Below are 19965 nucleotides of genomic sequence, written 5' to 3'. Positions count from 1 at the left end.
CAGGACGCGCCCGGCCTGCCAAACGTTTTGCTGCTGCGCGTGCTCGCACGCCGGCCCGAAGATGTGCGCGCCTTGCTGTCACAGACCTGGCTGGCGCTGCGTGAACCGATGCATGGTGTGCCAGGCCGTCCACTGCGACTCTGGGCGACGTGACCCTGCGCCGTCTAACTGAACTCCCATAGACCCTCACCGAAGAGAGCCCCTCGTGGAACTGACCCCGCGCGAAAAAGACAAGCTGCTGATCTTCACCGCCGCCTTGCTGGCCGAGCGCCGCAAGGGCCGTGGCCTCAAGCTCAACTATCCGGAAGCCGTTGCCTTCATCAGCGCCGCCATCATGGAAGGTGCGCGTGACGGCCGTACCGTGGCCGAGCTGATGCACTACGGCACCACGCTCCTCTCACGCAATGACGTGATGGACGGTGTTGCCGAGATGATTCCCGACATCCAGGTCGAAGCCACGTTTCCCGACGGTACCAAGCTGGTCACCGTTCACCACCCGATTGTTTGATCGCCAATTACAGAACGAGTCCTGCCATGACACACACCCTGTCTCGCATCGTCCGGCCTGCTGTTGCCATTGCGCTTACGCTTGGCGCTTCCATCGCCTTCGCGCACCCGGGGCATCCGGGCCATACCGCCGAGGGCAGCCTGCTCGCCGGTTTCCTGCACCCCTTGACGGGAGCCGACCACCTGCTGGCGATGGTGGCGGTGGGCGTGTGGAGCGCACTGGCCTCGCGTTCGGTGCGTGATGCACTGTGGGCGCCCGTCGCCTTTGTCGCGTTGATGGTCATGGGCGCCATGCTTGGCGCGGGCGGCGTGGCCCTGCCGATGGCCGAGCCAATGATCGCCGCATCGCTGCTGGTGTTCGGTTTGCTGATCGCTGCACGCGCGCAACTGCCCACGTGGGCTGGTGCGCTGTTGTGTGGCGCGTTCGCGCTGTTCCACGGCTACGCGCACGGCACGGAATTCCCGGCTGGCGCACAGGCCATGTTCCCGTACTTCGTCGGTGGCTTTGCCGTGGCGACGGCGCTGCTGCATACCGCGGGCATTGGCGCAGGGTTTGCGCTCAAGCCGCGCCTGGCGTGGCTGGCGCGTCTGTCGGGCGTGGGCGTGGCGCTGTACGGCGCGGGCCTGCTGGTGGCTGCGGTCTAAGGGCAAGAGGCGCAATCATGATCCCCGGCGAACTCCTGCCGCAAGACGGCGACCTCGAATTGAATGTGGGCCGCCCCACGCTGACGGTGACGGTGGCCAACACCGGCGACCGCCCCGTGCAGATTGGCTCGCACTACCACTTCTTTGAAGTCAACGACGCGCTGCGCTTTGATCGCGAGGCCACGCGCGGCTACCGGCTCAACATTGCCGCTGGCACCGCCGTGCGCTTCGAGCCGGGACAGGAACGCACGGTCGAACTCGTGGCGCTGGCCGGTGATCGCGTGGTCTACGGCTTTGCTGGCCGTGTGATGGGCAAGCTTTGATCGAGGCACGGACATGACATTGAAAATCTCCCGCCGCGCCTATGCGGAAATGTTCGGCCCCACCACGGGCGACCGACTGCGCTTGGCCGACACCGACCTTATCGTCGAAGTCGAGCGCGACTTCACCATCTACGGCGAAGAAGTGAAATTCGGCGGCGGCAAGGTCATCCGCGACGGCATGGGTCAGAGCCAGCGCGAGTCCAAAGACTGCGCCGACACCGTCATCACCAACGCGCTCATCATTGACCACTGGGGTATCGTCAAGGCCGACATCGGCTTGAAGAACGGCCGCATCTCCGCGATCGGCAAAGCGGGCAACCCCGACATCCAGCCCGGCGTGACCATCGTCATCGGCCCCGGCACCGAGATCATCGCGGGCGAGGGCATGATCGTCACCGCCGGTGGCGTCGACACGCACATTCACTTCATCTGCCCGCAGCAGATTGACGAAGCGCTCAACAGCGGCGTGACGACGATGATCGGCGGTGGTACCGGGCCGGCCACCGGCACCTACGCCACCACGTGCACATCCGGGCCGTGGTACATGCAGCGCATGCTGCAGGCCGCCGATGCGTATCCCATGAACATCGGCTTTCTGGGCAAGGGCAACGGCAGCCTGCCGGGCCCGCTGCGCGAGCAAGTCGACGCGGGTGCCATCGGCCTGAAGCTGCACGAGGACTGGGGCTCCACGCCTGCCGCCATCGACTGCTGCCTTGGCGTGGCCGACGACACCGACACGCAGGTTGCCATCCACACCGATACGCTGAACGAATCAGGCTTTGTGGAAGCGACCGTTGCCGCGTTCAAGGGCCGCACGATCCACACGTATCACACCGAAGGGGCGGGTGGCGGGCATGCACCCGACATCATCCGCGTGTGCGGCGAGTCGAACGTGCTGCCGTCGTCTACCAACCCGACGCGGCCGTTCACCGTCAATACGCTGGACGAGCACCTCGACATGCTGATGGTGTGTCACCACCTAGATGCGTCCATCGCTGAAGACATCGCCTTTGCCGAAAGCCGCATCCGCCGCGAGACCATCGCCGCTGAAGACATCCTGCATGACCTGGGTGCGTTCTCGATGATCTCCAGCGATTCGCAAGCCATGGGCCGTGTGGGTGAAGTCGTCCTGCGCACCTGGCAGACCGCACACAAGATGAAGGTGCAGCGCGGCAAGCTGGCGGGTGACCCGAACGATGCGCGCGGCGGGCATGACAACTTCCGCGTCAAGCGCTATGTGGCGAAGTACACGATCAACCCGGCGCTTACGCATGGCATTGCGCATGAAGTTGGCTCGGTTGAAGTCGGCAAGTGGGCGGACCTGGTGTTGTGGAAGCCGGCGTTCTTTGGGGTGAAGCCCAGCCTGATCCTCAAGGGCGGCATGATTGCCTCCGCTGCGATGGGGGATGCCAATGCGTCGATCCCGACGCCGCAGCCTGTGCACTATCGGCCGATGTTCGGGGCTGCGGGTGGGGCGTTGGGGCGCACGTCGTTGAGCTTTCTGTCGCAGTCGGCGGCTGCCGCTGGTGTGGCGGAACAGTATGGGCTTGCGAAGACCACGGCGGTGGTCAAGGGCACGCGTACTGTCAGCAAGGCGGACATGATTCATAACGACTGGCAGCCGGATATCAGTGTGGATCCGGAGACGTATCAGGTGGTGGCCGATGGTGTGGTGCTGACGTGTGAGCCGGCTGAGGTGTTGCCGATGGCGCAGCGGTATTTCTTGTTCTAGTGAGGGGTGGGGTGGGCTTTGGTTTTTTTGTTTTTGGTCCATCCCTTGTATCGTCCCCTGCCGGGGCCGACTCACTTTTCTTTGTCTTGCCAAAGAAAAGTAAGCAAAAGAAAGGCGCGCCCGAGATGGCGACTTCCCCTTGAGTTTTTGCAACCGGGCGGAGAGGGAGGCAAACTCGCTGCGCTCAGACAGGCCTCCCTCTTTTTTCCGCCCGCTTACAAAAATCCAAGGCGCCATCAAGGGCAGGAACGTCAAAGGCCAAACCGACGGTGAACAAGTGGAAGCGGTGAGGCAAGCCGGAAGAGGCGCGGAGCAAGAGAGGACCGTGGCAGCCAAGCAGAGTGAATGAGATCGATAAGGCAGGGGACAAAGACAGCGCAAGACAACGTGGAGCACTGGCAAACGATGGTGTGCTTTACCCCTGCCCTATGCGGCGCCTTGAATTTCTGTTGCAAGGAGGAAAAAGAGTGCAGGCCTGTTTGAGCGTAGCGAGTTGCCTGCACTCCCTCCTTGCGACATAAATTCAAGGGGAAGTCGCCGCATCGGGCGCGCCTTTCTTTGCTTACTTTCTTTGGCAAGACAAAGAAAGTGAGTCGCCCCCGGCAGGGGGAGAAAGCAGGGATGTACCACTAGTGCCCAGAACCCAACATTGGAAGTCGAGAACCCAACATCCAAAGTTCAGAACTCCAAGTTTGAAGTCCAAAACCCCATGCTTGCAGTTCAGAACGCGAGCTATGCAGTCCGAAACACCAAGGTATGGGGTTCAGAACCCCAAAATCGGAGTCTGCAACCCGACGGTTGAAGTTCAGAACCCGGTATCCCGAGTCCAGAACTCCATGTTTGAAGTTCAGAACGGCGGCCCATGAAGTTCAGAACCTCATGGTTCAAGTTCAGCAGTTGAAGTACGAATAGGCCCTGACAATGCTTTCGATCAACAAACATCTTCCCGCGCCGCATGGCCTGGCCCCCGTGCTGGTCAAGCGTGCGCCCAAGCTGGTGCTGCCGTTTCTGGAACGCAGCCGCAGCCGCCTGCGTGCCACGCTCGACGATGGCCTTGAAGTGGCGGTGGTGTTGCCACGCGGCACGGTCATGCGTGGTGGGGACGTGCTCGTCGCAGAAGACGGCACGCTGGTGGAGGTGCAGGCCGCGCCGGAGCAGGTGCTGCGCGTGACCAGCGACAACCGCCTCGCACTGATGCGCGCTGCGTACCACCTCGGCAATCGCCACACGCCCGTGCAGGTCAGCGCCGATGCCCTGCAGCTTGAAGCCGATCCGGTGCTCGAAGACATGCTCGTGCGCCTGGGTGTGACCGTCGCGCATGTGCAAGCGCCGTTCGAGCCGGAGGCGGGTGCCTACGGCGGTGGCCATCGCCATGGTCACGATGCAACCTTCGAAGAGGATTACGCCACTGCGCAGGCGCTGTTTCACGAGCATCACGGGCACGATCACGATCACGCGCATGACCATGGGCATAGTCATAGTCATTCCCATGGCCATGACCACAGCCACGATCATGGTCATGTGCACGGCCCCGGCTGCGGCCATCACCACCATGACTAGCGTGGCCCAGCTGACCGCCTTGCTGCACCTGGCGTCCCCGGCGTTGCCGGTCGGTGCGTTCAGCTACTCGCAGGGGCTGGAGGCGGCGGTGGATGTGCGGCATGTGGGCGACGAGGCATCCGCTGCGAAGTGGATTGCCGAAGGGCTCGACGTGCTCGCTGCGTGCGAGGCGCCGCTGTGGTTGCTGCAGTTTGCCGACTGGCAGGCCGGTCGCTTCGATGCCGTGGCCGTGCGCGATGCGTGGTTTCTTGCCACGCGCGAGACGCGCGAACTGCGCTTGGAGACCTCGCAGATGGGCTGGTCGCTCAGTCGCCTGATCCAGCAGATGGAATGGGGCGATGATGCATTGCGCGCAGCGCTGTCGGCACGTGCGTCGGTGGCGTTTCCGACGGCATTTGCGGCGGCGGCGGCCGCGCTGAGCGTCGACCCGCACGACGGTGTGACGGCGTACTGCTTTGCGTGGGTGGAAAACCAGATAGCGGCGGCCGTGAAGGCCGTGCCGCTGGGGCAGGCGGCGGGGCAGCGCATTCTCTTTGGCCTGCATGCCGCGGTTGCAAACGCGGTGGAAGAAGCTACACGCCGCGCGGCGTGTCATCCGCCGGAACTGTCGACGTTCTCGCCGGGACTGGGTGTGCTGTCGGCCCGGCATGAGACCCAATACTCAAGACTCTTTCGTTCATGAACATCATGCGTACCAAGAAACTTCCAGCCCTGCGCGTTGGCGTGGGCGGCCCGGTGGGCTCCGGCAAGACCACGCTGCTCGAGATGCTCTGCAAGGCCATGCGAGAGCGCTACGACCTCGTGGCGATCACCAACGATATCTACACCAAGGAAGACCAGCGTCTGCTGACGATCTCCGGTGCGTTGCCGGCGGAGCGCATCATGGGTGTGGAGACGGGCGGCTGCCCGCACACCGCCATTCGCGAAGATGCGTCGATCAACCTGGAGGCCGTGGACCGCATGCTCTCCAAGTTTCCGGATGCGGACGTGGTCTTTATCGAATCGGGCGGTGACAACCTCGCGGCCACCTTCAGCCCAGAGCTGTCGGACCTGACCATCTACGTGATCGACGTGGCGGGCGGGGAGAAGATTCCGCGCAAGGGTGGCCCGGGCATCACCAAGTCGGACCTGCTCATCATCAACAAGACGGATCTGGCTCCGTACGTCGGCGCCAACCTGGAGGTGATGGAAAGCGACACGCGCAAGATGCGTGGCGACCGGCCCTTCGTGATGTGCAACCTGCGGGCGCAGGGTGGGCTGGATGAGGTCATCCGCTTCATTGAGCGGCAGGGCATGCTGAACGCTTCGGCCTCGGCTTGATGCGGCGGGCACTCGCTTGCAACGTGGCGAGTCAAACTGGCAGGGATGCTCGTTGCGGAGGTGGGTGATGAAGACGCTGCATTGCGTGGCACTGATTGCGGCGGCGTACGCGGTTGCCGCGTGCGCGCCAGCTATCGTCGGGCCGTACTACACGATGGATGTGCAACTGGCTGATGGAAAGCCGGTGCGCTGTGCCGTGAATCAGCCAGCACAACTACCGAGTCCGCCGCCTGCGCCACTGAGCACCCGTGAGCGCAACGAAGCCGAAGTGCTGGCCACGCAACCATTGCGGTTGCAAAGCGGGCCGCGGGCACCGTATCCGACGGTGTACACGGCGCCCGATGTGCAGTGTTTTGCGTTATCGAGTTGAGACCGGAGCGTTCGCGTCAATACACCCCCGGAATGAGGCGCCAGGTTCGGGCGCGGTACGCGTCGTACTGTGCACCGAACTGCGATTGCAGCAGGGCTTCCTCCGCACGCATGCGCGCAACCAGCGGGGGAATCAGCAGCAGCGTCAGCATTACGCCGGCCAGCGCCCGGAACCCCAGGCCCCAGCCCAGCGTGCTCACCAGCAACCCGAGGTAGCTGGGGTTGCGCACGTATTGGTAGATCCCACCGGTGACCAGCGTATGGCCCGGCTGGATTGCCACCAGCCCGCTGAACCGGTTGCCCAGCACGTGCACCGGCCACAGCCGCAGTGCGCCGCCTGCAGCGTAGAGCACGACGCCCAGCCACCGCACGGCATCGCCGTCGATGCACCAGAGGTCATGCCGATCCGTGTAAGCCGGCAGCCAGGCACTGACGACGCCAATCAGGCCGAACACCGGCAGGACCCAGCGGTTGGATCGATCTTCGCGCTCACCTGCGCTGAGGTTGCCGCCGGCAAACAGCGCGGCAACCGTGAGGGCGATCGTCACCACCACCAGTGCCACGCGCGCGGGATTTGCGAGCAGGGGGCCAACGCCACCCCAGCCCCACGCCGCGAGCGCGAGATAACCGAGTACCGAAATCACCGCCCCAACGCGAAGCTTGGCCGATGCCGCCATGACTGCCCCAAGAGAATCCGAATGCGCCCAGTGTAGGCCTCGTGCCTGATGGCTGCATTGATAGCGCCCAAAAGAAAAGGCCGCGCCAGATCACATCGCGCGGCCTGTTTCTTGAAGCAAAGATGCGCAATCAACGGCGCTGGTACTGCGTCGCGCCAAACAGCACTTCCTTGGCCTTGTCGTCCTGCAGGGCGGGCCGCTCCTTGGCCAGCACCTTCACCGCGCGTTGCACGGCCGGGCGTTCTTCAATGGCCTCGAACCAGCGCTGCAGCTTGGGGTAATCCGACAGCTCGATCCCCTGGTTCTTCCAGCTGCGCAGCCACGGCCACGTGGCGATGTCTGCGATGGAGTAGTCCGCGCCGCCCAGGTACTTGGATTCCGACAGGCGCTTGTCGATCACGCCGTACAGGCGCTTGGCCTCGTTGCTGTAGCGGTTGATGGCGTATTCGATTTTTTCCGGCGCGTAGATGCGGAAGTGGTGCGCTTGGCCGAGCATCGGGCCGACGCCGCCCATCTGGAACATCAGCCACTGCAGCACTTCGTACTTGCCGCGCACGTCTTCGGGGATGAACTTGCCGGTCTTGCCAGCGAGGTACAGCAGGATCGCGCCCGATTCGAACAGCGAGATGGGCTGGCCATCCGGGCCGTCCTGATCAACGATGGCCGGGATCTTGTTGTTCGGGCTGATTTTCAGGAAGTCGGGCTTGAACTGGTCGCCGGCGCCGATGTTGATGCCGTGAACGCGATAAGGCAGCTCGCATTCCTCCAGCATGATGTGCACTTTGTGCCCGTTGGGCGTGGCCCAGCTATAGACGTCGATCATCGAGTTGGCTCCTTGGCCTCTGGCAGAGAAGGGACGTGCAGGCCACCAGCAGCCCGCAAAAGTGTTCCATTCCAGCACAGAACGAAAAAACGCGCAGACGATGGGCGCGGACAAAAAAATCCCCGCTCAAGGCGGGGTTAAGGAGTGAACGGTACAACCGTGCAGCAGGTCAGGCGCCGCGTGTGATTGGCATGTCGACCACGTCTTTCAGGTGCAGGTGCTTGGCCAACTCCAGCTTGGCGATGGCGGCGCGGTGCACTTCGTCCGGGCCGTCTGCCAGGCGCAGCGTGCGCTGGTGCGCGTAGGCCGAAGCCAGCGGGAAGTCGCCCGACACGCCGCCGCCGCCATGTGCCTGGATCGCCCAGTCGACGATCTGGCAGGCGATGTTCGGGGCCACGACCTTGATCATCGCAATCTCGGCCTTGGCGACCTTGTTGCCGACGGTGTCCATCATGTACGCGGCCTTGAGCGTGAGCAGGCGGGCCTGTTCAATCATGCAGCGCGCTTCGGCAATGCGTTCGTGCCACACGCTGTGCTGGGCGATGGCCTTGCCGAACGCCACGCGCGACGACAGGCGCTTGCACATCAACTCGAGCGCGCGTTCAGCCACGCCAATGCTGCGCATGCAGTGGTGGATACGGCCCGGGCCGAGGCGGCCCTGCGCGATCTCAAAGCCGCGGCCTTCGCCCAGCAGGATGTTACCCACCGGCACGCGCACGTTCTTGAGGTCGACTTCCATGTGGCCGTGCGGGGCGTCGTCGTAACCGAACACCGTCAGCGGGCGCATGACGGTGATGCCCGGCGCATCGGCCGGCACGACGATCATTGATTGCTGCTCGTGGCGGCCAGCGTCCGGGTTGGTCTTGCCCATGACGATGTACACGGCGCAGCGCGGGTCGCCGGCGCCCGACGACCACCACTTGCGGCCGTTGATGACGTACTCATCGCCCTGGCGCTCGATGCGGCATTCGATGTTGGTGGCGTCCGACGAAGCCACGGCCGGTTCGGTCATCAGGAAGGCGGAGCGGATCTCGCCGCGCAGCAGCGGTTCCAGCCAGCGGTCCTTCAATGCTTCCGATGCGTAGCGCTCCAGCGTTTCCATGTTGCCGGTGTCCGGCGCGGAGCAGTTGAACACTTCCGGCGCCCAGGGCACCCGGCCCATGATCTCGCACAGCGGCGCGTATTCCAGGTTCGACAGACCTTCCGGTGCGCGCGGCGAGCGCGGCAGGAACAGGTTCCACAGCCCGGCCTTGCGCGCCAGCGGCTTGAGTTCTTCGATGACCTTGGTCGGAATCCACGCGTTACCGGCACGGCGGTTCGCTTCGATTTCTTCGTGGAAACGATGCTCGTTCGGGTAGATGTGCTGGTCGAAGAAGGCGAGCAGGCGTTCCTGCATCTCCTTGACCTTGGGCGTGTAATCGAAATTCATGGTGTCTCCTCAGATACGTCGAACAAGCGTCTCGAACAGGCAATCAGCTACTGGACCGGCGCGTTGATTCGCCCGCCCAGTACCGCAAACACGGCACTGGCGCGCGCGATGAGCCGGTCGCCGCGATGGAACAGGGCCTGCGCAAACGCCAGCTTGCTGCCGGTGCGCAAACCTTCTGGAGTGATCTCGATCCAGTCGCCTTCACCAGCGGAAGCGATGAAGTCGACCGTCAGGCTGGCGGTGGACATGGCAAGTACGCCTGCCTTGTCGTCACCGCTGGCGGGGTCGGCCAGGCAGTATCCGAGCGCCGCATCGGCCAGCGATGCGACCACGCCGCCGTGCAGGATGCCGCGCCGGTTCAGGTGGTGGTGACCCACGTGAAAGCCCATCACCATCGACGGCCCCATGCCACGGGCGTATACCGGCCCCAGCATCGTCAGGAAGGGGCTCGGCTTGTTCAGCAGGTCGAAGCCCGTAGGCACAGTCGGCACGGTCAGGTCGGTGGCTGTGGTCATGGCACATGGCCTCACTCACATCAATGCCCGCAGCTTAAGCCTTCGCCTACAATAAGAGAAATGAATTTCGTAGATTGCCATTCATCAAAGCCATGCATATCTCGCGGGTCGATCTCAACCTGTTCGTCGTCTTCGATGCCATCTACACGGAAGGCGGGATCACGGCTGCGGCGCGCACGCTCAACCTGACGCAACCGGCGGTCAGCCACGCGCTCGGGCGGCTGCGCGAGCTGTTTGACGACCCGCTGTTCGAGCGTCGCGGGCAGGGCATGCTGCCGACGCCCTTGGCGCGCACGCTCATTGCCGAGGTGCGGACGTCGCTGCGGGGGTTCGAGCGCACCCTGCGCGAAGGCACGCGCTTTGATCCCGCCACGAGTGAACGCCGTTTCACAATATCGATGCGCGATGCATTGGAGGCGACACTGCTGCCGCCCTTGATGGCCGCAATTGCCAAGGAAGCGCCGCGTATCGACGTGACCACGGTGCGGGGCGACCGCCGCCAGCTCGAAGCCGAACTGCTGGCCGGCACGATTGATGCCGTGGCGGACATCCTGCTGCCGGCATCCCCCGCCATTCGCCACGCACCGATCCTGGCGGACCCGATGGTGGTGCTGGCGCGCCCCGGCCACCCCATCGCGCACGAGCCGCTGACGCTGGAGCGCTACCTGGCATGCGAGCACGTGCATGTGTCGTCACGCCGCCGCGGGGCGGGGCTGGAGGATGTGGAATTGCGCCGGCTCGGGCACGAGCGCCGCGTGCGGCTGCGCTGCCAGCACTATCCGGCAGCCTGCCGTGTGGTGAGCTGCACGGATTTGCTCGCCACGCTGCCGATACGCTACGCGCGCATCGCCAACGAGCCGTACGGCAACGTCATGCTCACGCTGCCGTTCAACGTGCCGGCGCTGGAGTTGTACCTGTACTGGCACGCCAACAGCGACCAGGATGCCGCCGGCCGCTGGCTGCGCGATCACATCTTCGCGGCGATGGCCGAGGTGGCGCTGGACGATGCCGTTGCTGCCTTTGCCGATGGACGTTGACGAACCGGAAGCCGGACGCAATCATCGTGGCTGCACAAAACGGGCGCGCCATGCCAGTGCATGGCGACCGCCCCAGACGCCGCAATCGTGCTCATGACAGGTTGATGTCATGCCTGTGTCGAGCACGCGCATCAGAGTCTCCAGCCAAACCGTCTTCCATCCTCGTGTATGACTGCGACAGCGTCCGCGATCAGTTTCCAATCCGACAACACCGGTCTTATCTGCGGTTTTCGCTTCGAGCCAGGCCGGCCCGGTGTCGCTCTTGATTCTTCGCAGATCGGCGACGCGCTGGAGCATGCAGGCAACGATAGTGCCGACGATGCGTTCATCTGGCTGCATTTCAACCTGTCGCGTGCAGGGTGCATGCGGTGGCTGCAAAACCATCTCGACTTGCCGGCGCCGTTTATCGAGATGCTGGGCGAGGAGGCGCACTCCACGCGCATCGAGCAGCAGGACGGGGCGCTGGTTGCCGTCTTCAACGACGTGATCTTCGATTTCGAACGCACGCCCACGCAGGTTGCAACGCAGTGGGTGTACGCGCATCGGCGCCTGCTGGTGACGTTGCGCCGCAAGCCGTTGCATTCGGTCGACAGGCTGCGCGAATGCGTGCGCAACGGCGAGGCGTTTCGCTCGCCGGCCGACCTGCTGGGCCACCTGATGTGCGATCAGGCTGAGCTGATGACGCAGATCGTGCGCACCACCGGTATCGATATCGACCGCATCGAAGACCGTTTTCTGGCATCGAAAATCACGTCAGGGCGGCAGGAGCTTGCCGGCACTCGCCGTGTGCTGGTGCGCCTGCAGCGCATGCTGGCGCCCGAGCCGGGTTCGGTCTTCCGGCTGCTGGCCCGTCCGCCGGCGTGGCTCCATCCGGAAGATGTGCAGCAGTTGCGTGAATCGACCGAGGAGTTCTCTGTCGTGCTGCGCGATATGAGCGGGTTGATCGAGCGCATCAAGCTGCTGCAGGAGGAGGTGATCGCGCGCCTGGACGAGCAGAACAACCGCACGCTGTTCACGCTCACGCTCGTCACCGTGCTTGCGCTGCCGATCAACATTGTGGCGGGGCTGTTCGGCATGAACGTGGGCGGCGTGCCTCTGGCCGACAACCACCACGGTTTCTGGATGATGGTAGGGCTGGTTGCCGGATTTACCGCGCTGATTGCATGGTGGGTGGTTCGTCGCCGCAATAGTCAATAACGCGCAGGCCGGCAGGTCACCGTGTTGTGGCGATGGCCTTGGATGAGGCCGCCGCGGCTTTGACCGATGGGAACGGATAACGCGCGCTGAACTCTGCAAAGCGCGCGGCGAGGAACTCCGCACAGGCCGTCAGCCGCGCCGGGCGATGACGGCGTGCGAGGCTCACGAGCTGCAGCGGCGTGGGCGCGTGGCTCCATGCAGGCAGTGCGACTTCCAGCCGCCCGGCGTACACGTCCTGCGCGACATCCAGCCATGACTTGAATGCCAGCCCGCGCCCGGCGACGGCCCAGTCGCGCACGACCGCGCCGTCATCGCATTGGAAATCACCACGAACGTCGATCGGGGCGGGGCCGCTGGCATGGGTGAGTTGCCAGCGCGTAACGGGCTCGCCGTTGCGCAGCAGGATCAGGCAGCGGTGGTCGGCCAGATCGCTCGGGTGTGCAGGGCGGCCGTGCTGCTTGAAGTACGACGGCGCCCCCACGATCACGCGCGGATGCGATGCCAGCGGCCGACGGACCAGTGCCGAATCCTGCAGATGCCCGTAGCGCAGCGCGAAGTCGAGGTCTTCACGCATCAGGTCGGCCAGCCGGTCGCCCAGCACCAGTGTGACGCGCACACCGGGGTGCGCATCGCAGAAGTCATCCAGCCACGGCCGCAGGATGTGCCGCCCCAGGTCTGATGTGGCGGCAATGCGGATGGCGCCTGTCAGCTCTGTGCGATCCTGGCCAAGGCTTTCCGCGCCTTCATCCAGCGCTTCCAGCGCCTGCCTTGCATACCCTAGATAACGCTGGCCGGCTTCAGTGGGCCGCATGCTGCGCGTGGTGCGCTCGAACAGGCGGGCGCCCAGTTCGGTTTCCACGCGCTTGAGTGCCGCGCTGGCGGTGGCGGGCAGCCAGCCGAGCTGCCGGGCAGCGGCGGAGAGGTTGCCGGCATCAGCAATGCGCACCAGTAGGCGGAGGTCGTCAAGGGCGATCATTATCAAAGCCTGTTTGGAGAAACATCAAAGCATAGACGGATTATCTTGTTTTTGTTTGATGGAAGAATCGCCGCCATCGATTGACGGTTTTTCTTTCTTCTCAAAGGAGCATTGGCATGACTTCGAAGACCTTGCAGGACCAAGCGGTGGTGGTGTTAGGCGGTACGGCGGGCATTGGGCAGGCGGTGGCCAGTGCCGCGGCGGCCGCTGGTGCCCGCGTGACGGTGCTGGGCCGCTCGGCCAAGGACGATGGCGGCATCCATGGGATTGCTGTCGACGCGAATGACACGGCTTCGCTTGGCAGTGCGTTGGCGCAGGCTGCCCAGATGTCACCGCGTGGCAAGATCGATCACCTTGTCATCACCATCGGCTCGCGCACGAGCCCGCCGCCGTTTGCCTCATTGCAACGATCCGACTTGGAGCAGGGCTTCGGCACCAAGCTGTTTGCTGCGCTGATGGCCGTGCAGGCTGCGCTGCCGCATCTGGCCGAGCGGGCGTCGATCACGCTCACATCGGGCCTGCTCTCACGCAAGGCCACGACGACAGGGTTGCTGCGCGCGTCCATCAACGCAGCGGTGGAGGCTGCGGCCAAGAACCTTGCGAAGGAGCTGGCACCGCGCCGCGTCAACGTGGTCAGCCCAGGTGTGGTGGATACGGAAGTGTGGGGCGCGCCGGCGGATCGCGAGGCCATGCTTGCGCGCATCGGCGGCGGGTTGCCGGTTGGCCGCGTGGGCACGCCCGACGATCTCGCCCAGGGCTATCTGCTGGCCATGACCAACGGTTTCATGACCGGCGCCATCATCGACATTGACGGAGGCGGTTTGCTATGACACCCGACAGCGACTGGACATTCGACCATGTGAACTTTCACGTGTCGGGCGATGCGCCCATCCTCAAGTTTTTCGCTGACGTGCTCGGCTGGAAACCAGGGCTGCGCCCGGCGTTTCCGTTTCCCGGCACATGGCTATACCAGAACGGCGATGCGCTGGTGCATCTGGTGGACAAGGAGGGCGATGCTCCGGAGCTGGTGTTTTCGCACGTCGCCTTTCGCACGAAGAAGGATGCGGCCGATGTGCTGGCCGCCGTGCGCGAGAGCGGGATGCCGCATCAGGCGCGCAAGCACCCCGATCGGCCGGCAGCGCAGATCTTTGTGCAACTGCCCGGGGTGGTGCTGGAGCTGGAAGCGCCGCTGTCCGGTCCGTTGGAAGCGGCGCGTGAGTACAAGTAGGTTGTTGGATCAGGCGCCCGCCTGCTTGGCGTATTTCCAGCCCAGCTCGGCCATCGGGCGGGCACGCTTGCCAGCTTCCAGCGCTTGCGCAGAAGACGCCGTGCCGTCCACTACGCGCTTCATGATTCCTTGCAGGATGCCGGCGATGCGGAACATGTTGTAGGCGAGGTAGAAGTTCCAGTCGCCCGTGATGCGGCGGCCGGTGCGTTCTTCGTATTGGCGGATGTACTCGGCTTCCGATGGAATGCCCAGCGCTGCAAAGTCCAACCCGGCCACGCCGCGGAACTGCCCCGGCTCGATGTGCCAGCTCATGCAGTGGTAGCTGAAGTCGGCCAGTGGATGGCCCAGCGTCGACAGCTCCCAATCGAGGATGGCCAGCACGCGCGGCTCGGTCGGGTGGAAGATCAGGTTGTCGAGGCGGTAATCGCCGTGGACGATGCTGGTGATCTCCTCGGCCTCCTGCGGCACGTGCTTGGGCAACCATTCGATCAGGTTGTCCATGGCCGGGATCGACTCGGTTTCCGACAGCTTGTACTGCTTGCTCCAGCGCTCGATCTGGCGCGCGAAGTAGTTTCCGGGCTTGCCATAGTCGGCCAAGCCGATGGCGGCGTAGTCCACGGTGTGCAGCGCGGAGATGACGCGGTTCATCTCGTTGTAGATAGCGGTGCGCTCAGCAGGCGCCATGCCGGGCAGTGCCTGGTCCCACAGCACGCGGCCCTGCACGAACTCCATGATGTAGAAGGCGCGGCCGATCACGGCTTCGTCTTCGCACAGCGCAAACATCTTCGGAGCCGGCACGTCAGTGTTGGCCAGCGCATCCATCACGCGGTATTCGCGTTCGATGGCGTGTGCGGACGGCAGCAGTTTCGCTTTCGGGCCCGGCTTGGCGCGCATCACGTACGTGCGCGACGGCGTGATCAGCTTGAAGGTCGGGTTCGACTGGCCGCCCTTGAACTGCTCCACCGTGAGCGGGCCGGCAAAGCCCGCCACGTGTTCGCGCATCCACGCCTCCAGGGCGCCGATGTCGAACTTCTGCTGGTCTGCCACCGGCCGTGTGCCTTCGAAGGCCGAGAAATCCTGCTGCTCCGTTTGTGCCATTGGGGGTGTCTCCGAATCGTGTTCTGTGATGGGTTCAGGCGGGATTGCGGTAGCGAAGGTATTGCTGCAGCAAGACCTCCATCGTCGTCAGCCGCGAGCCAAAGTGCACAGGTGAGGGCGGCGAGAAGTTGCTCATGCGCAGCACCCAATCGCTCGGCTCGTCACCTACATCGAGTGCATTGATGCAGCCGGCCGTCTGCGCGAGGTTGCCAAAGAACACGCGCTCTCCACCGGTGATGGCGTGCGAGAGGATCGCGCGGTTGGTGCCGCCGTGCAGTACCAGCAGCACGGTGTCCCAGTCGGGCAGGTCGCGCAGGCGCGCGAGGGCCGGGATCACACGGTCGAGAAATTCGCCGATGCTCTCGCCGTGCAGGAAGCGGCGTTCCTCCGGCACGGTGCCCTCGAATACGCCGATGAACGCCTGTGCAAGCTCGTGCTCGGGAATCTCTCCCAGCTTGCCGCCACGAATTTCCTGCAGCTCGGACCATTGCTCAAGCGCTACGCCGCGCGCCTGCATTGCGGGCATTTCCGCCAGCACGCGCTGTGCGGTCTCCACCGTGCGCGGCAAGCCGCTGACGATCACGCGATCGAACACGATGTTCTCTGCCGCAAAGGTTCGCCCGGCGGCCGTCGCTTGTTTGCGGCCTTCTTCGTTGAGCGGCACGGTGTCGGGCTCGATCGGGCGGCCGGTCTCGTCAAAGTACGTGACGGCGCCATGGCGCATCAGGTAGACGCGCCGGCGGTTGGGTGTCGGGAACGGAATCATGCTCAACGGTATTGGGGTTTGCGCTTTTGCAGAAAGGCAGAAATGCCTTCGTGGCCATCGGCATGGTGCAGCGCTTCGACAAAGCTGTGCTGTTCGGCTTTCAGGTGATCGTGCAGCGAGGCGTCTTCTGCGTTGGCGATCAAGCCCTTGATGCGGCCCACCGCATGCGGCGATTGCGCAGCCAGCTTTTCCGCCAGTGCCAGCGCGTGCTCCAGTGCTTCACCGGGTTTGACCACGTCGTTGATGAGGCCGAAGTGCGCCAGCCGTTCCGCACCGACAGGTTTGCCGAGCATGATGATCTCGCTCGCCAGCGGGCGCGGCAGGAAGCGCGCGATGTGCCACGAGCCGCCGCCGTCCGGCGTGAGTGCGACGTTCACGTACGCCATCACGAACTTCGCGTCCGATGCCGCGATCGCAAAGTCGCAGGCCAGCACCAGCGAGAAACCTGCCCCCGCCGCAGGGCCTTCCACCGCGGCAATCACCGGCTTGGGGAAGGTGCGGATCGTCTCGATCCAATGGTTGAGCGCGTCGATACCGTCTTCCTGCACGCTCTTGGGTTTGCTGCGGTTTTCCAGCAGGCGGTTCAGGTTGCCGCCCGCGCAGAATGCGTTGCCAGCGCCGGTGAAGATGATGGCGCGGATCTCGTTGTCGTTGGCAGCGCGGTCCATCGCTTCCATTGACGCGGCGTACATCACCGGGTCCAGCGCGTTGCGCGCATCGGGGTTGGACAGCGTGAGCACCAGCGTCGAGCCGATGCGTTGGGAGAGCAGTTGCGCGGTCATGGCAATGGCCTATATGAGGGGAACGGCAATCAGGCGTCCAGCGTCAACAGCGACATGCCCAGACGGGCACGGCGCAGCAGCCACGGGCTCGGGCGATAACGCGGGTCGCCATAGAGCACGTACAGGTTCTGCAGCACTTCAAGGATGGCGCTCGTGCCCAGCGTGTCGCCCAACGCCAGCGGCCCTTGCGGATAGCCCAGGCCCAGCGTGACGGCGAGGTCGATGTCGGTTGGCGTGGCGATGCGCTGCTGGGCAATATCGCACGCGATGTTGACGATGCACGCGACGATGCGCTGCGCGACAAAGCCACCCGAATCGCGGATCACCGTCACGGGCACGCCGTCGGACGCGAGCAGGCCGTGTGCGGCGTCGCGGTAGGCGGGGTCGGTGGCGGGCGTGGTCATCAGCGTGCGGCGCTTGGTTGCGGCAAACAGATAGAGCGTGTCGAGCGCCACGGTACGGCGCGCATCGAGCCCTTCTGCGGCCACACATGCGGTGGCATCCAGCCCGCGCGGCGTGACGATGATGAGCGCATCGGCAGACGGCTTGGAGCCGGCCTCAGGCGTGATACCCAGATCGAGCATCAGGCGCTGTGCAGCGGCATGGCCCGCCTCATGTGCTCGGCTGATCCATACGGACGTCGGGCGCGCGGTTGGCACAGGTGCTTCTGCCCGCACCTGCTTCTGTCCTTCCGGGTAGCGATAGAACCCTTCGCCTGTCTTGCGACCCAGGATACCGCCGGCAAAGCGCACGGCCGTGATCTGCGAGGGGCGGTAGCGTGGCTCGTCGTAGAACTGGCGATAGACCGATTCCATGACCGGGTGCGAGACGTCCAGCCCCGTCAGGTCCATCAGCTCGAACGGACCCATGCGGAAGCCCGCCTGCTCGCGCATGATGGCATCGATGTCGGCATAGGCGGCCACGCTTTCCTGCGCCACGCGCAGGCCTTCGGTGTTCATGCCGCGCCCGGCGTGGTTGACGATGAAGCCGGGCATGTCGATGCAGCGCACCGCCGTGTGGCCCATGCGCTTGGCGAGCGTGGCCAAGGCGTCACCAGTGGCTGGCGCGCTGCGCAGGCCGTCGATCACCTCGACCACCTTCATCAGCGGCACAGGGTTGAAGAAGTGGAAGCCGGCAACGCGCTCCGGGTGCTTGCAGGCTGTGGCAATGGCCGTGATCGACAGCGACGACGTGTTCGACGCCAGGATCGCGTCGGCGCGGACGATGTCTTCAAGCTGGCGGAAGAGGTCGCGCTTGACCTCCAGTTTCTCGACGATGGCCTCGACCACGAGATCGCAGTCCGCCAAGTCGGCGAGGGTGCCTGCGGGAATCAACCGCGCGATTGTGGCGTCAGCTTCATCCGCTGTGAGCTTGCCCTTGGCTGTGAGCTTGGCCAACGTGTCGGCCAGTGCTGTGCGCGCCGCGTCCACGGCGGGCGGGTTGGCGTCGAACAGCTTGACGCGCAGGCCGGCCTGGGCCGCGATCTGCGCAATGCCACGCCCCATGGCGCCGGTCCCTACAATCCCGATAGTCTGCATATGAAATCCGCTTCGATCGAAAGAAGTCTGGCTAAAATAGCACGAGCGTGCGATTTTAGGCATCCGCGCCGACCATAATGGGCGCTTCCATCACACAGCGCCACCCAAGGAGAGAGAGCTTCATGCTGACGCTATACGGTTTTGCCGCGAGCAACTACTACAACAAGGTCAAGCTCGCGCTGATGGAGAAGGGGATTCCGTTCGAAGAAGCGCTGCGCTGGCCCGATCAGACCGACGGCGAGATCTCGCCGCTGCACAAGGTGCCGTACTTGGTGGGTGAGGACGGTGGGTTGTGTGAATCGCAGGTCATCCTGGATTACCTGGAAGCGCGCTACCCGCAGCATCCGCTGATTCCGGCCGATCCGTTCAAGGCGGCCAAGGTGCGTGAGGTCGTAACCTTCCTGGAACTGCATCTGGAGCTGGTGGCGCGTCAGCTGTTTCCAGAGGCGTTCTTTGGCGGCAAGGTGAGCGACAACCTGAAGGCGAAAACCCGTGAGCAGTTGCAGAAGAACATTCCGGCGGCGGCCAAGCTGTTCAAGTTTGCACCGTACGTGGCGGGCGATACGTTCACCATTGCGGACTGTGCGGCCATCGTGCACTTCCCGCTTGTGAGTTCGGCCACCAAGATCATCTATGGCGAAGACTTGCTGGCGCCCATCGAGGGCGTCAAGCCGTACCTTGCCAAGATGGCCGAGAACCCCAACGTGCAGAAGATGCGGGCAGACAGCAAGGCCAACCTGGAGGCGATGCTGGCGCACTACGCCAGCAAGCGCTGATCGGCCGCCTCGGTCTTACACCTTCGACAAACGCTCCAGCGCAAGTTGGAGCGTTTCGTCTTTCTTGGCGAAGCAGAAGCGCACCACGCCCGACTCGTGCGGCTGCGAGTAGAACGCCGACACGGGGATCGCCGCCACGCCAATCTCGCTCGTCAGCCACTTGGCAAACTCGGCCTCAGGCAGATCGGAGATGGCGCTGTAGTCGACGCACTGGAAGTATGTGCCCTGGCAGGGCAGCAGCTTGAAGCGTGTCTTCTCCAGCCCCGCGCGGAACAGATCGCGCTTGTGCTGGTAGAACGCCGACAGATCCAGATACGGGCGCGGATCGACCATATAGTTTGCCAACCCATGCTGCACGGGCGTGTTGACCGTGAACACGTTGAACTGGTGCACCTTGCGGAATTCTGCTGATAGCGCTGCGGGCGCGGCCACGTAGCCGACCTTCCAGCCCGTCACGTGATACGTCTTGCCAAAGCTCGACACCACGAAGGCGCGCCGCGCCAGCTCCGGAATGCGTGCGACCGATGCATGCGGCACGCCGTCGTACACCATGTGCTCGTACACCTCGTCGGAGAGCAGCAGCACGTTGGTGGGCGCCAGGATCTCGGCCAGCTTCTGCATGTCGTCCGCATGCCAGACCGTACCAGTCGGGTTGTGCGGCGTATTG

Annotated in this window: 23 protein-coding genes and 1 pseudogene; 14 read left to right on the top strand and 10 right to left on the bottom strand. The window is 64.1% G+C overall.

The genetic code is table 11. The features are described 5' to 3' along the window. The 9 genes and pseudogenes from JHD73_RS19425 to JHD73_RS19385 all read left to right on the top strand — a co-directional run. Positions 1-153, top strand: a pseudogene (locus JHD73_RS19425) (urease accessory protein); the annotation flags it as partial. 52 nt (positions 154-205) lie between these two features. Then, complete coding sequence (gene ureA, locus JHD73_RS19420) at positions 206-508, top strand: urease subunit gamma (protein ID WP_199031866.1); 303 nt, start codon at positions 206-208, stop codon at positions 506-508. A gap of 26 nt (positions 509-534) precedes the next feature. Continuing rightward, positions 535-1152 (top strand): HupE/UreJ family protein, encoded by a 618-nt coding sequence (locus JHD73_RS19415; protein WP_199031865.1) that lies wholly within the window; start codon positions 535-537, stop codon positions 1150-1152. Positions 1153-1169: 17 nt separating this feature from the next. Then, positions 1170-1475, top strand: a complete 306-nt coding sequence (locus tag JHD73_RS19410) for an urease subunit beta (protein WP_199031864.1) — start codon at positions 1170-1172, stop codon at positions 1473-1475. A gap of 13 nt (positions 1476-1488) precedes the next feature. After that, positions 1489-3207, top strand: coding sequence for an urease subunit alpha (ureC, locus tag JHD73_RS19405; protein ID WP_199031863.1), 1719 nt, complete (start codon positions 1489-1491; stop codon positions 3205-3207). A gap of 921 nt (positions 3208-4128) precedes the next feature. Then, a complete protein-coding gene (ureE, locus tag JHD73_RS19400; protein WP_199031862.1) occupies positions 4129-4767 on the top strand; it encodes an urease accessory protein UreE in 639 nt (212 codons plus the stop codon). After that, positions 4760-5449: an urease accessory protein UreF gene (locus tag JHD73_RS19395; RefSeq protein ID WP_199031868.1), complete on the top strand. Its 690-nt coding sequence runs from the start codon at positions 4760-4762 to the stop codon at positions 5447-5449. The genes ureE and JHD73_RS19395 overlap by 8 nt, the downstream gene beginning before the upstream one ends. 5 nt (positions 5450-5454) lie before the next feature. After that, positions 5455-6087, top strand: a complete 633-nt coding sequence (ureG, locus tag JHD73_RS19390; RefSeq protein WP_199031867.1) for an urease accessory protein UreG — start codon at positions 5455-5457, stop codon at positions 6085-6087. 67 nt (positions 6088-6154) lie between these two features. After that, on the top strand, positions 6155-6457 hold the full coding sequence (locus JHD73_RS19385) for a hypothetical protein (protein WP_199031861.1): 303 nt from the start codon (positions 6155-6157) through the stop codon (positions 6455-6457). A 16-nt stretch (positions 6458-6473) separates the two neighbouring features. Here the strand turns inward: JHD73_RS19385 and JHD73_RS19380 are convergent, their stop codons facing one another. The 4 genes from JHD73_RS19380 to JHD73_RS19365 form a co-directional block, all read right to left on the bottom strand. Next, positions 6474-7133: an isoprenylcysteine carboxylmethyltransferase family protein gene (locus JHD73_RS19380; RefSeq protein WP_199031860.1), complete on the bottom strand. Its 660-nt coding sequence runs from the start codon at positions 7131-7133 to the stop codon at positions 6474-6476. Positions 7134-7263: 130 nt separating this feature from the next. Further along, positions 7264-7956, bottom strand: a complete 693-nt coding sequence (locus JHD73_RS19375) for a glutathione binding-like protein (RefSeq protein ID WP_199031859.1) — start codon at positions 7954-7956, stop codon at positions 7264-7266. Between the two features lie 169 nt (positions 7957-8125). Further along, the gene (locus JHD73_RS19370; protein ID WP_199031858.1) at positions 8126-9385 is read right to left on the bottom strand and encodes an acyl-CoA dehydrogenase family protein; all 1260 of its coding nucleotides are present in this window, start codon (positions 9383-9385) and stop codon (positions 8126-8128) included. Positions 9386-9432: 47 nt separating this feature from the next. Next, positions 9433-9900, bottom strand: coding sequence for a PaaI family thioesterase (locus JHD73_RS19365; RefSeq protein WP_199031857.1), 468 nt, complete (start codon positions 9898-9900; stop codon positions 9433-9435). Positions 9901-9992: 92 nt separating this feature from the next. On the opposite strand from JHD73_RS19365, the gene JHD73_RS19360 reads away from it, so the two are divergent. Next, complete coding sequence (locus tag JHD73_RS19360; RefSeq protein ID WP_199031856.1) at positions 9993-10937, top strand: LysR family transcriptional regulator; 945 nt, start codon at positions 9993-9995, stop codon at positions 10935-10937. 168 nt (positions 10938-11105) lie between these two features. After that, the gene (locus tag JHD73_RS19355) at positions 11106-12134 is read left to right on the top strand and encodes a transporter (RefSeq protein ID WP_199031855.1); all 1029 of its coding nucleotides are present in this window, start codon (positions 11106-11108) and stop codon (positions 12132-12134) included. A gap of 16 nt (positions 12135-12150) precedes the next feature. Here JHD73_RS19355 and JHD73_RS19350 read toward each other — a convergent pair whose 3' ends face one another. Then, a complete protein-coding gene (locus tag JHD73_RS19350) occupies positions 12151-13110 on the bottom strand; it encodes a LysR family transcriptional regulator (RefSeq protein WP_199031854.1) in 960 nt (319 codons plus the stop codon). Between the two features lie 116 nt (positions 13111-13226). On the opposite strand from JHD73_RS19350, the gene JHD73_RS19345 reads away from it, so the two are divergent. Together JHD73_RS19345 and JHD73_RS19340 are read left to right on the top strand one after the other, a co-directional pair. Beyond that, the gene (locus JHD73_RS19345) at positions 13227-13940 is read left to right on the top strand and encodes an SDR family oxidoreductase (protein ID WP_199031853.1); all 714 of its coding nucleotides are present in this window, start codon (positions 13227-13229) and stop codon (positions 13938-13940) included. Further along, positions 13937-14338: a glyoxalase gene (locus JHD73_RS19340; protein WP_199031852.1), complete on the top strand. Its 402-nt coding sequence runs from the start codon at positions 13937-13939 to the stop codon at positions 14336-14338. The genes JHD73_RS19345 and JHD73_RS19340 overlap by 4 nt, the downstream gene beginning before the upstream one ends. Positions 14339-14347: 9 nt before the next feature. On the opposite strand, the gene JHD73_RS19335 is transcribed toward JHD73_RS19340, so the two are convergent. Genes JHD73_RS19335 through JHD73_RS19320 form a run of 4 tightly spaced genes read right to left on the bottom strand, consistent with a single transcriptional unit; the run spans position 14348 to position 18522 of the window. Further along, entirely contained in the window at positions 14348-15436 is a 1089-nt protein-coding gene (locus tag JHD73_RS19335) for a phosphotransferase (protein WP_199031851.1), read from the bottom strand. 34 nt (positions 15437-15470) lie between these two features. Beyond that, entirely contained in the window at positions 15471-16202 is a 732-nt protein-coding gene (locus JHD73_RS19330) for a histidine phosphatase family protein (RefSeq protein WP_199031850.1), read from the bottom strand. Positions 16203-16204: 2 nt separating this feature from the next. Continuing rightward, on the bottom strand, positions 16205-16984 hold the full coding sequence (locus JHD73_RS19325; protein WP_199031849.1) for an oxepin-CoA hydrolase, alternative type: 780 nt from the start codon (positions 16982-16984) through the stop codon (positions 16205-16207). A 29-nt stretch (positions 16985-17013) separates the two neighbouring features. Continuing rightward, positions 17014-18522, bottom strand: a complete 1509-nt coding sequence (locus tag JHD73_RS19320) for a 3-hydroxyacyl-CoA dehydrogenase (RefSeq protein ID WP_199031848.1) — start codon at positions 18520-18522, stop codon at positions 17014-17016. A gap of 122 nt (positions 18523-18644) precedes the next feature. Between JHD73_RS19320 and JHD73_RS19315 the strand changes: the two genes are divergently transcribed. Further along, complete coding sequence (locus tag JHD73_RS19315) at positions 18645-19298, top strand: glutathione S-transferase (protein WP_199031847.1); 654 nt, start codon at positions 18645-18647, stop codon at positions 19296-19298. Between the two features lie 15 nt (positions 19299-19313). Here the strand turns inward: JHD73_RS19315 and JHD73_RS19310 are convergent. Beyond that, a partial coding sequence (locus JHD73_RS19310; RefSeq protein ID WP_199031846.1) for an aminotransferase class I/II-fold pyridoxal phosphate-dependent enzyme occupies positions 19314-19965 on the bottom strand: 652 nt, incomplete at its 5' end.

This window comes from Ralstonia sp. ASV6 (genome assembly GCF_016429285.1).
Taxonomy (GTDB): domain Bacteria; phylum Pseudomonadota; class Gammaproteobacteria; order Burkholderiales; family Burkholderiaceae; genus Ralstonia; species Ralstonia flaminis.
This window is presented reverse-complemented; position numbering and strand designations above follow the sequence as displayed.

Bases quoted from the DNA above. Each gene is read 5' to 3' on its own strand.
- JHD73_RS19335 (WP_199031851.1), bottom strand. From the start codon at position 15,436: ATGGCACAAACGGAGCAGCAGGATTTCTCGGCCTTCGAAGGCACACGG.
- JHD73_RS19340 (WP_199031852.1), top strand. From the start codon at position 13,937: ATGACACCCGACAGCGACTGGACATTCGACCATGTGAACTTTCACGTG.
- ureG (WP_199031867.1), top strand. From the start codon at position 5,455: ATGCGTACCAAGAAACTTCCAGCCCTGCGCGTTGGCGTGGGCGGCCCG.
- ureC (WP_199031863.1), top strand. From the start codon at position 1,489: ATGACATTGAAAATCTCCCGCCGCGCCTATGCGGAAATGTTCGGCCCC.
- JHD73_RS19375 (WP_199031859.1), bottom strand. From the start codon at position 7,956: ATGATCGACGTCTATAGCTGGGCCACGCCCAACGGGCACAAAGTGCAC.
- JHD73_RS19345 (WP_199031853.1), top strand. From the start codon at position 13,227: ATGACTTCGAAGACCTTGCAGGACCAAGCGGTGGTGGTGTTAGGCGGT.
- JHD73_RS19360 (WP_199031856.1), top strand. From the start codon at position 9,993: ATGCATATCTCGCGGGTCGATCTCAACCTGTTCGTCGTCTTCGATGCC.
- JHD73_RS19315 (WP_199031847.1), top strand. From the start codon at position 18,645: ATGCTGACGCTATACGGTTTTGCCGCGAGCAACTACTACAACAAGGTC.
- JHD73_RS19410 (WP_199031864.1), top strand. From the start codon at position 1,170: ATGATCCCCGGCGAACTCCTGCCGCAAGACGGCGACCTCGAATTGAAT.
- ureE (WP_199031862.1), top strand. From the start codon at position 4,129: ATGCTTTCGATCAACAAACATCTTCCCGCGCCGCATGGCCTGGCCCCC.
- JHD73_RS19320 (WP_199031848.1), bottom strand. From the start codon at position 18,522: ATGCAGACTATCGGGATTGTAGGGACCGGCGCCATGGGGCGTGGCATT.
- JHD73_RS19415 (WP_199031865.1), top strand. From the start codon at position 535: ATGACACACACCCTGTCTCGCATCGTCCGGCCTGCTGTTGCCATTGCG.
- JHD73_RS19350 (WP_199031854.1), bottom strand. From the start codon at position 13,110: ATGATCGCCCTTGACGACCTCCGCCTACTGGTGCGCATTGCTGATGCC.
- JHD73_RS19370 (WP_199031858.1), bottom strand. From the start codon at position 9,385: ATGAATTTCGATTACACGCCCAAGGTCAAGGAGATGCAGGAACGCCTG.
- JHD73_RS19380 (WP_199031860.1), bottom strand. From the start codon at position 7,133: ATGGCGGCATCGGCCAAGCTTCGCGTTGGGGCGGTGATTTCGGTACTC.
- JHD73_RS19355 (WP_199031855.1), top strand. From the start codon at position 11,106: ATGACTGCGACAGCGTCCGCGATCAGTTTCCAATCCGACAACACCGGT.
- JHD73_RS19330 (WP_199031850.1), bottom strand. From the start codon at position 16,202: ATGATTCCGTTCCCGACACCCAACCGCCGGCGCGTCTACCTGATGCGC.
- JHD73_RS19395 (WP_199031868.1), top strand. From the start codon at position 4,760: ATGACTAGCGTGGCCCAGCTGACCGCCTTGCTGCACCTGGCGTCCCCG.
- JHD73_RS19385 (WP_199031861.1), top strand. From the start codon at position 6,155: ATGAAGACGCTGCATTGCGTGGCACTGATTGCGGCGGCGTACGCGGTT.
- JHD73_RS19365 (WP_199031857.1), bottom strand. From the start codon at position 9,900: ATGACCACAGCCACCGACCTGACCGTGCCGACTGTGCCTACGGGCTTC.
- JHD73_RS19325 (WP_199031849.1), bottom strand. From the start codon at position 16,984: ATGACCGCGCAACTGCTCTCCCAACGCATCGGCTCGACGCTGGTGCTC.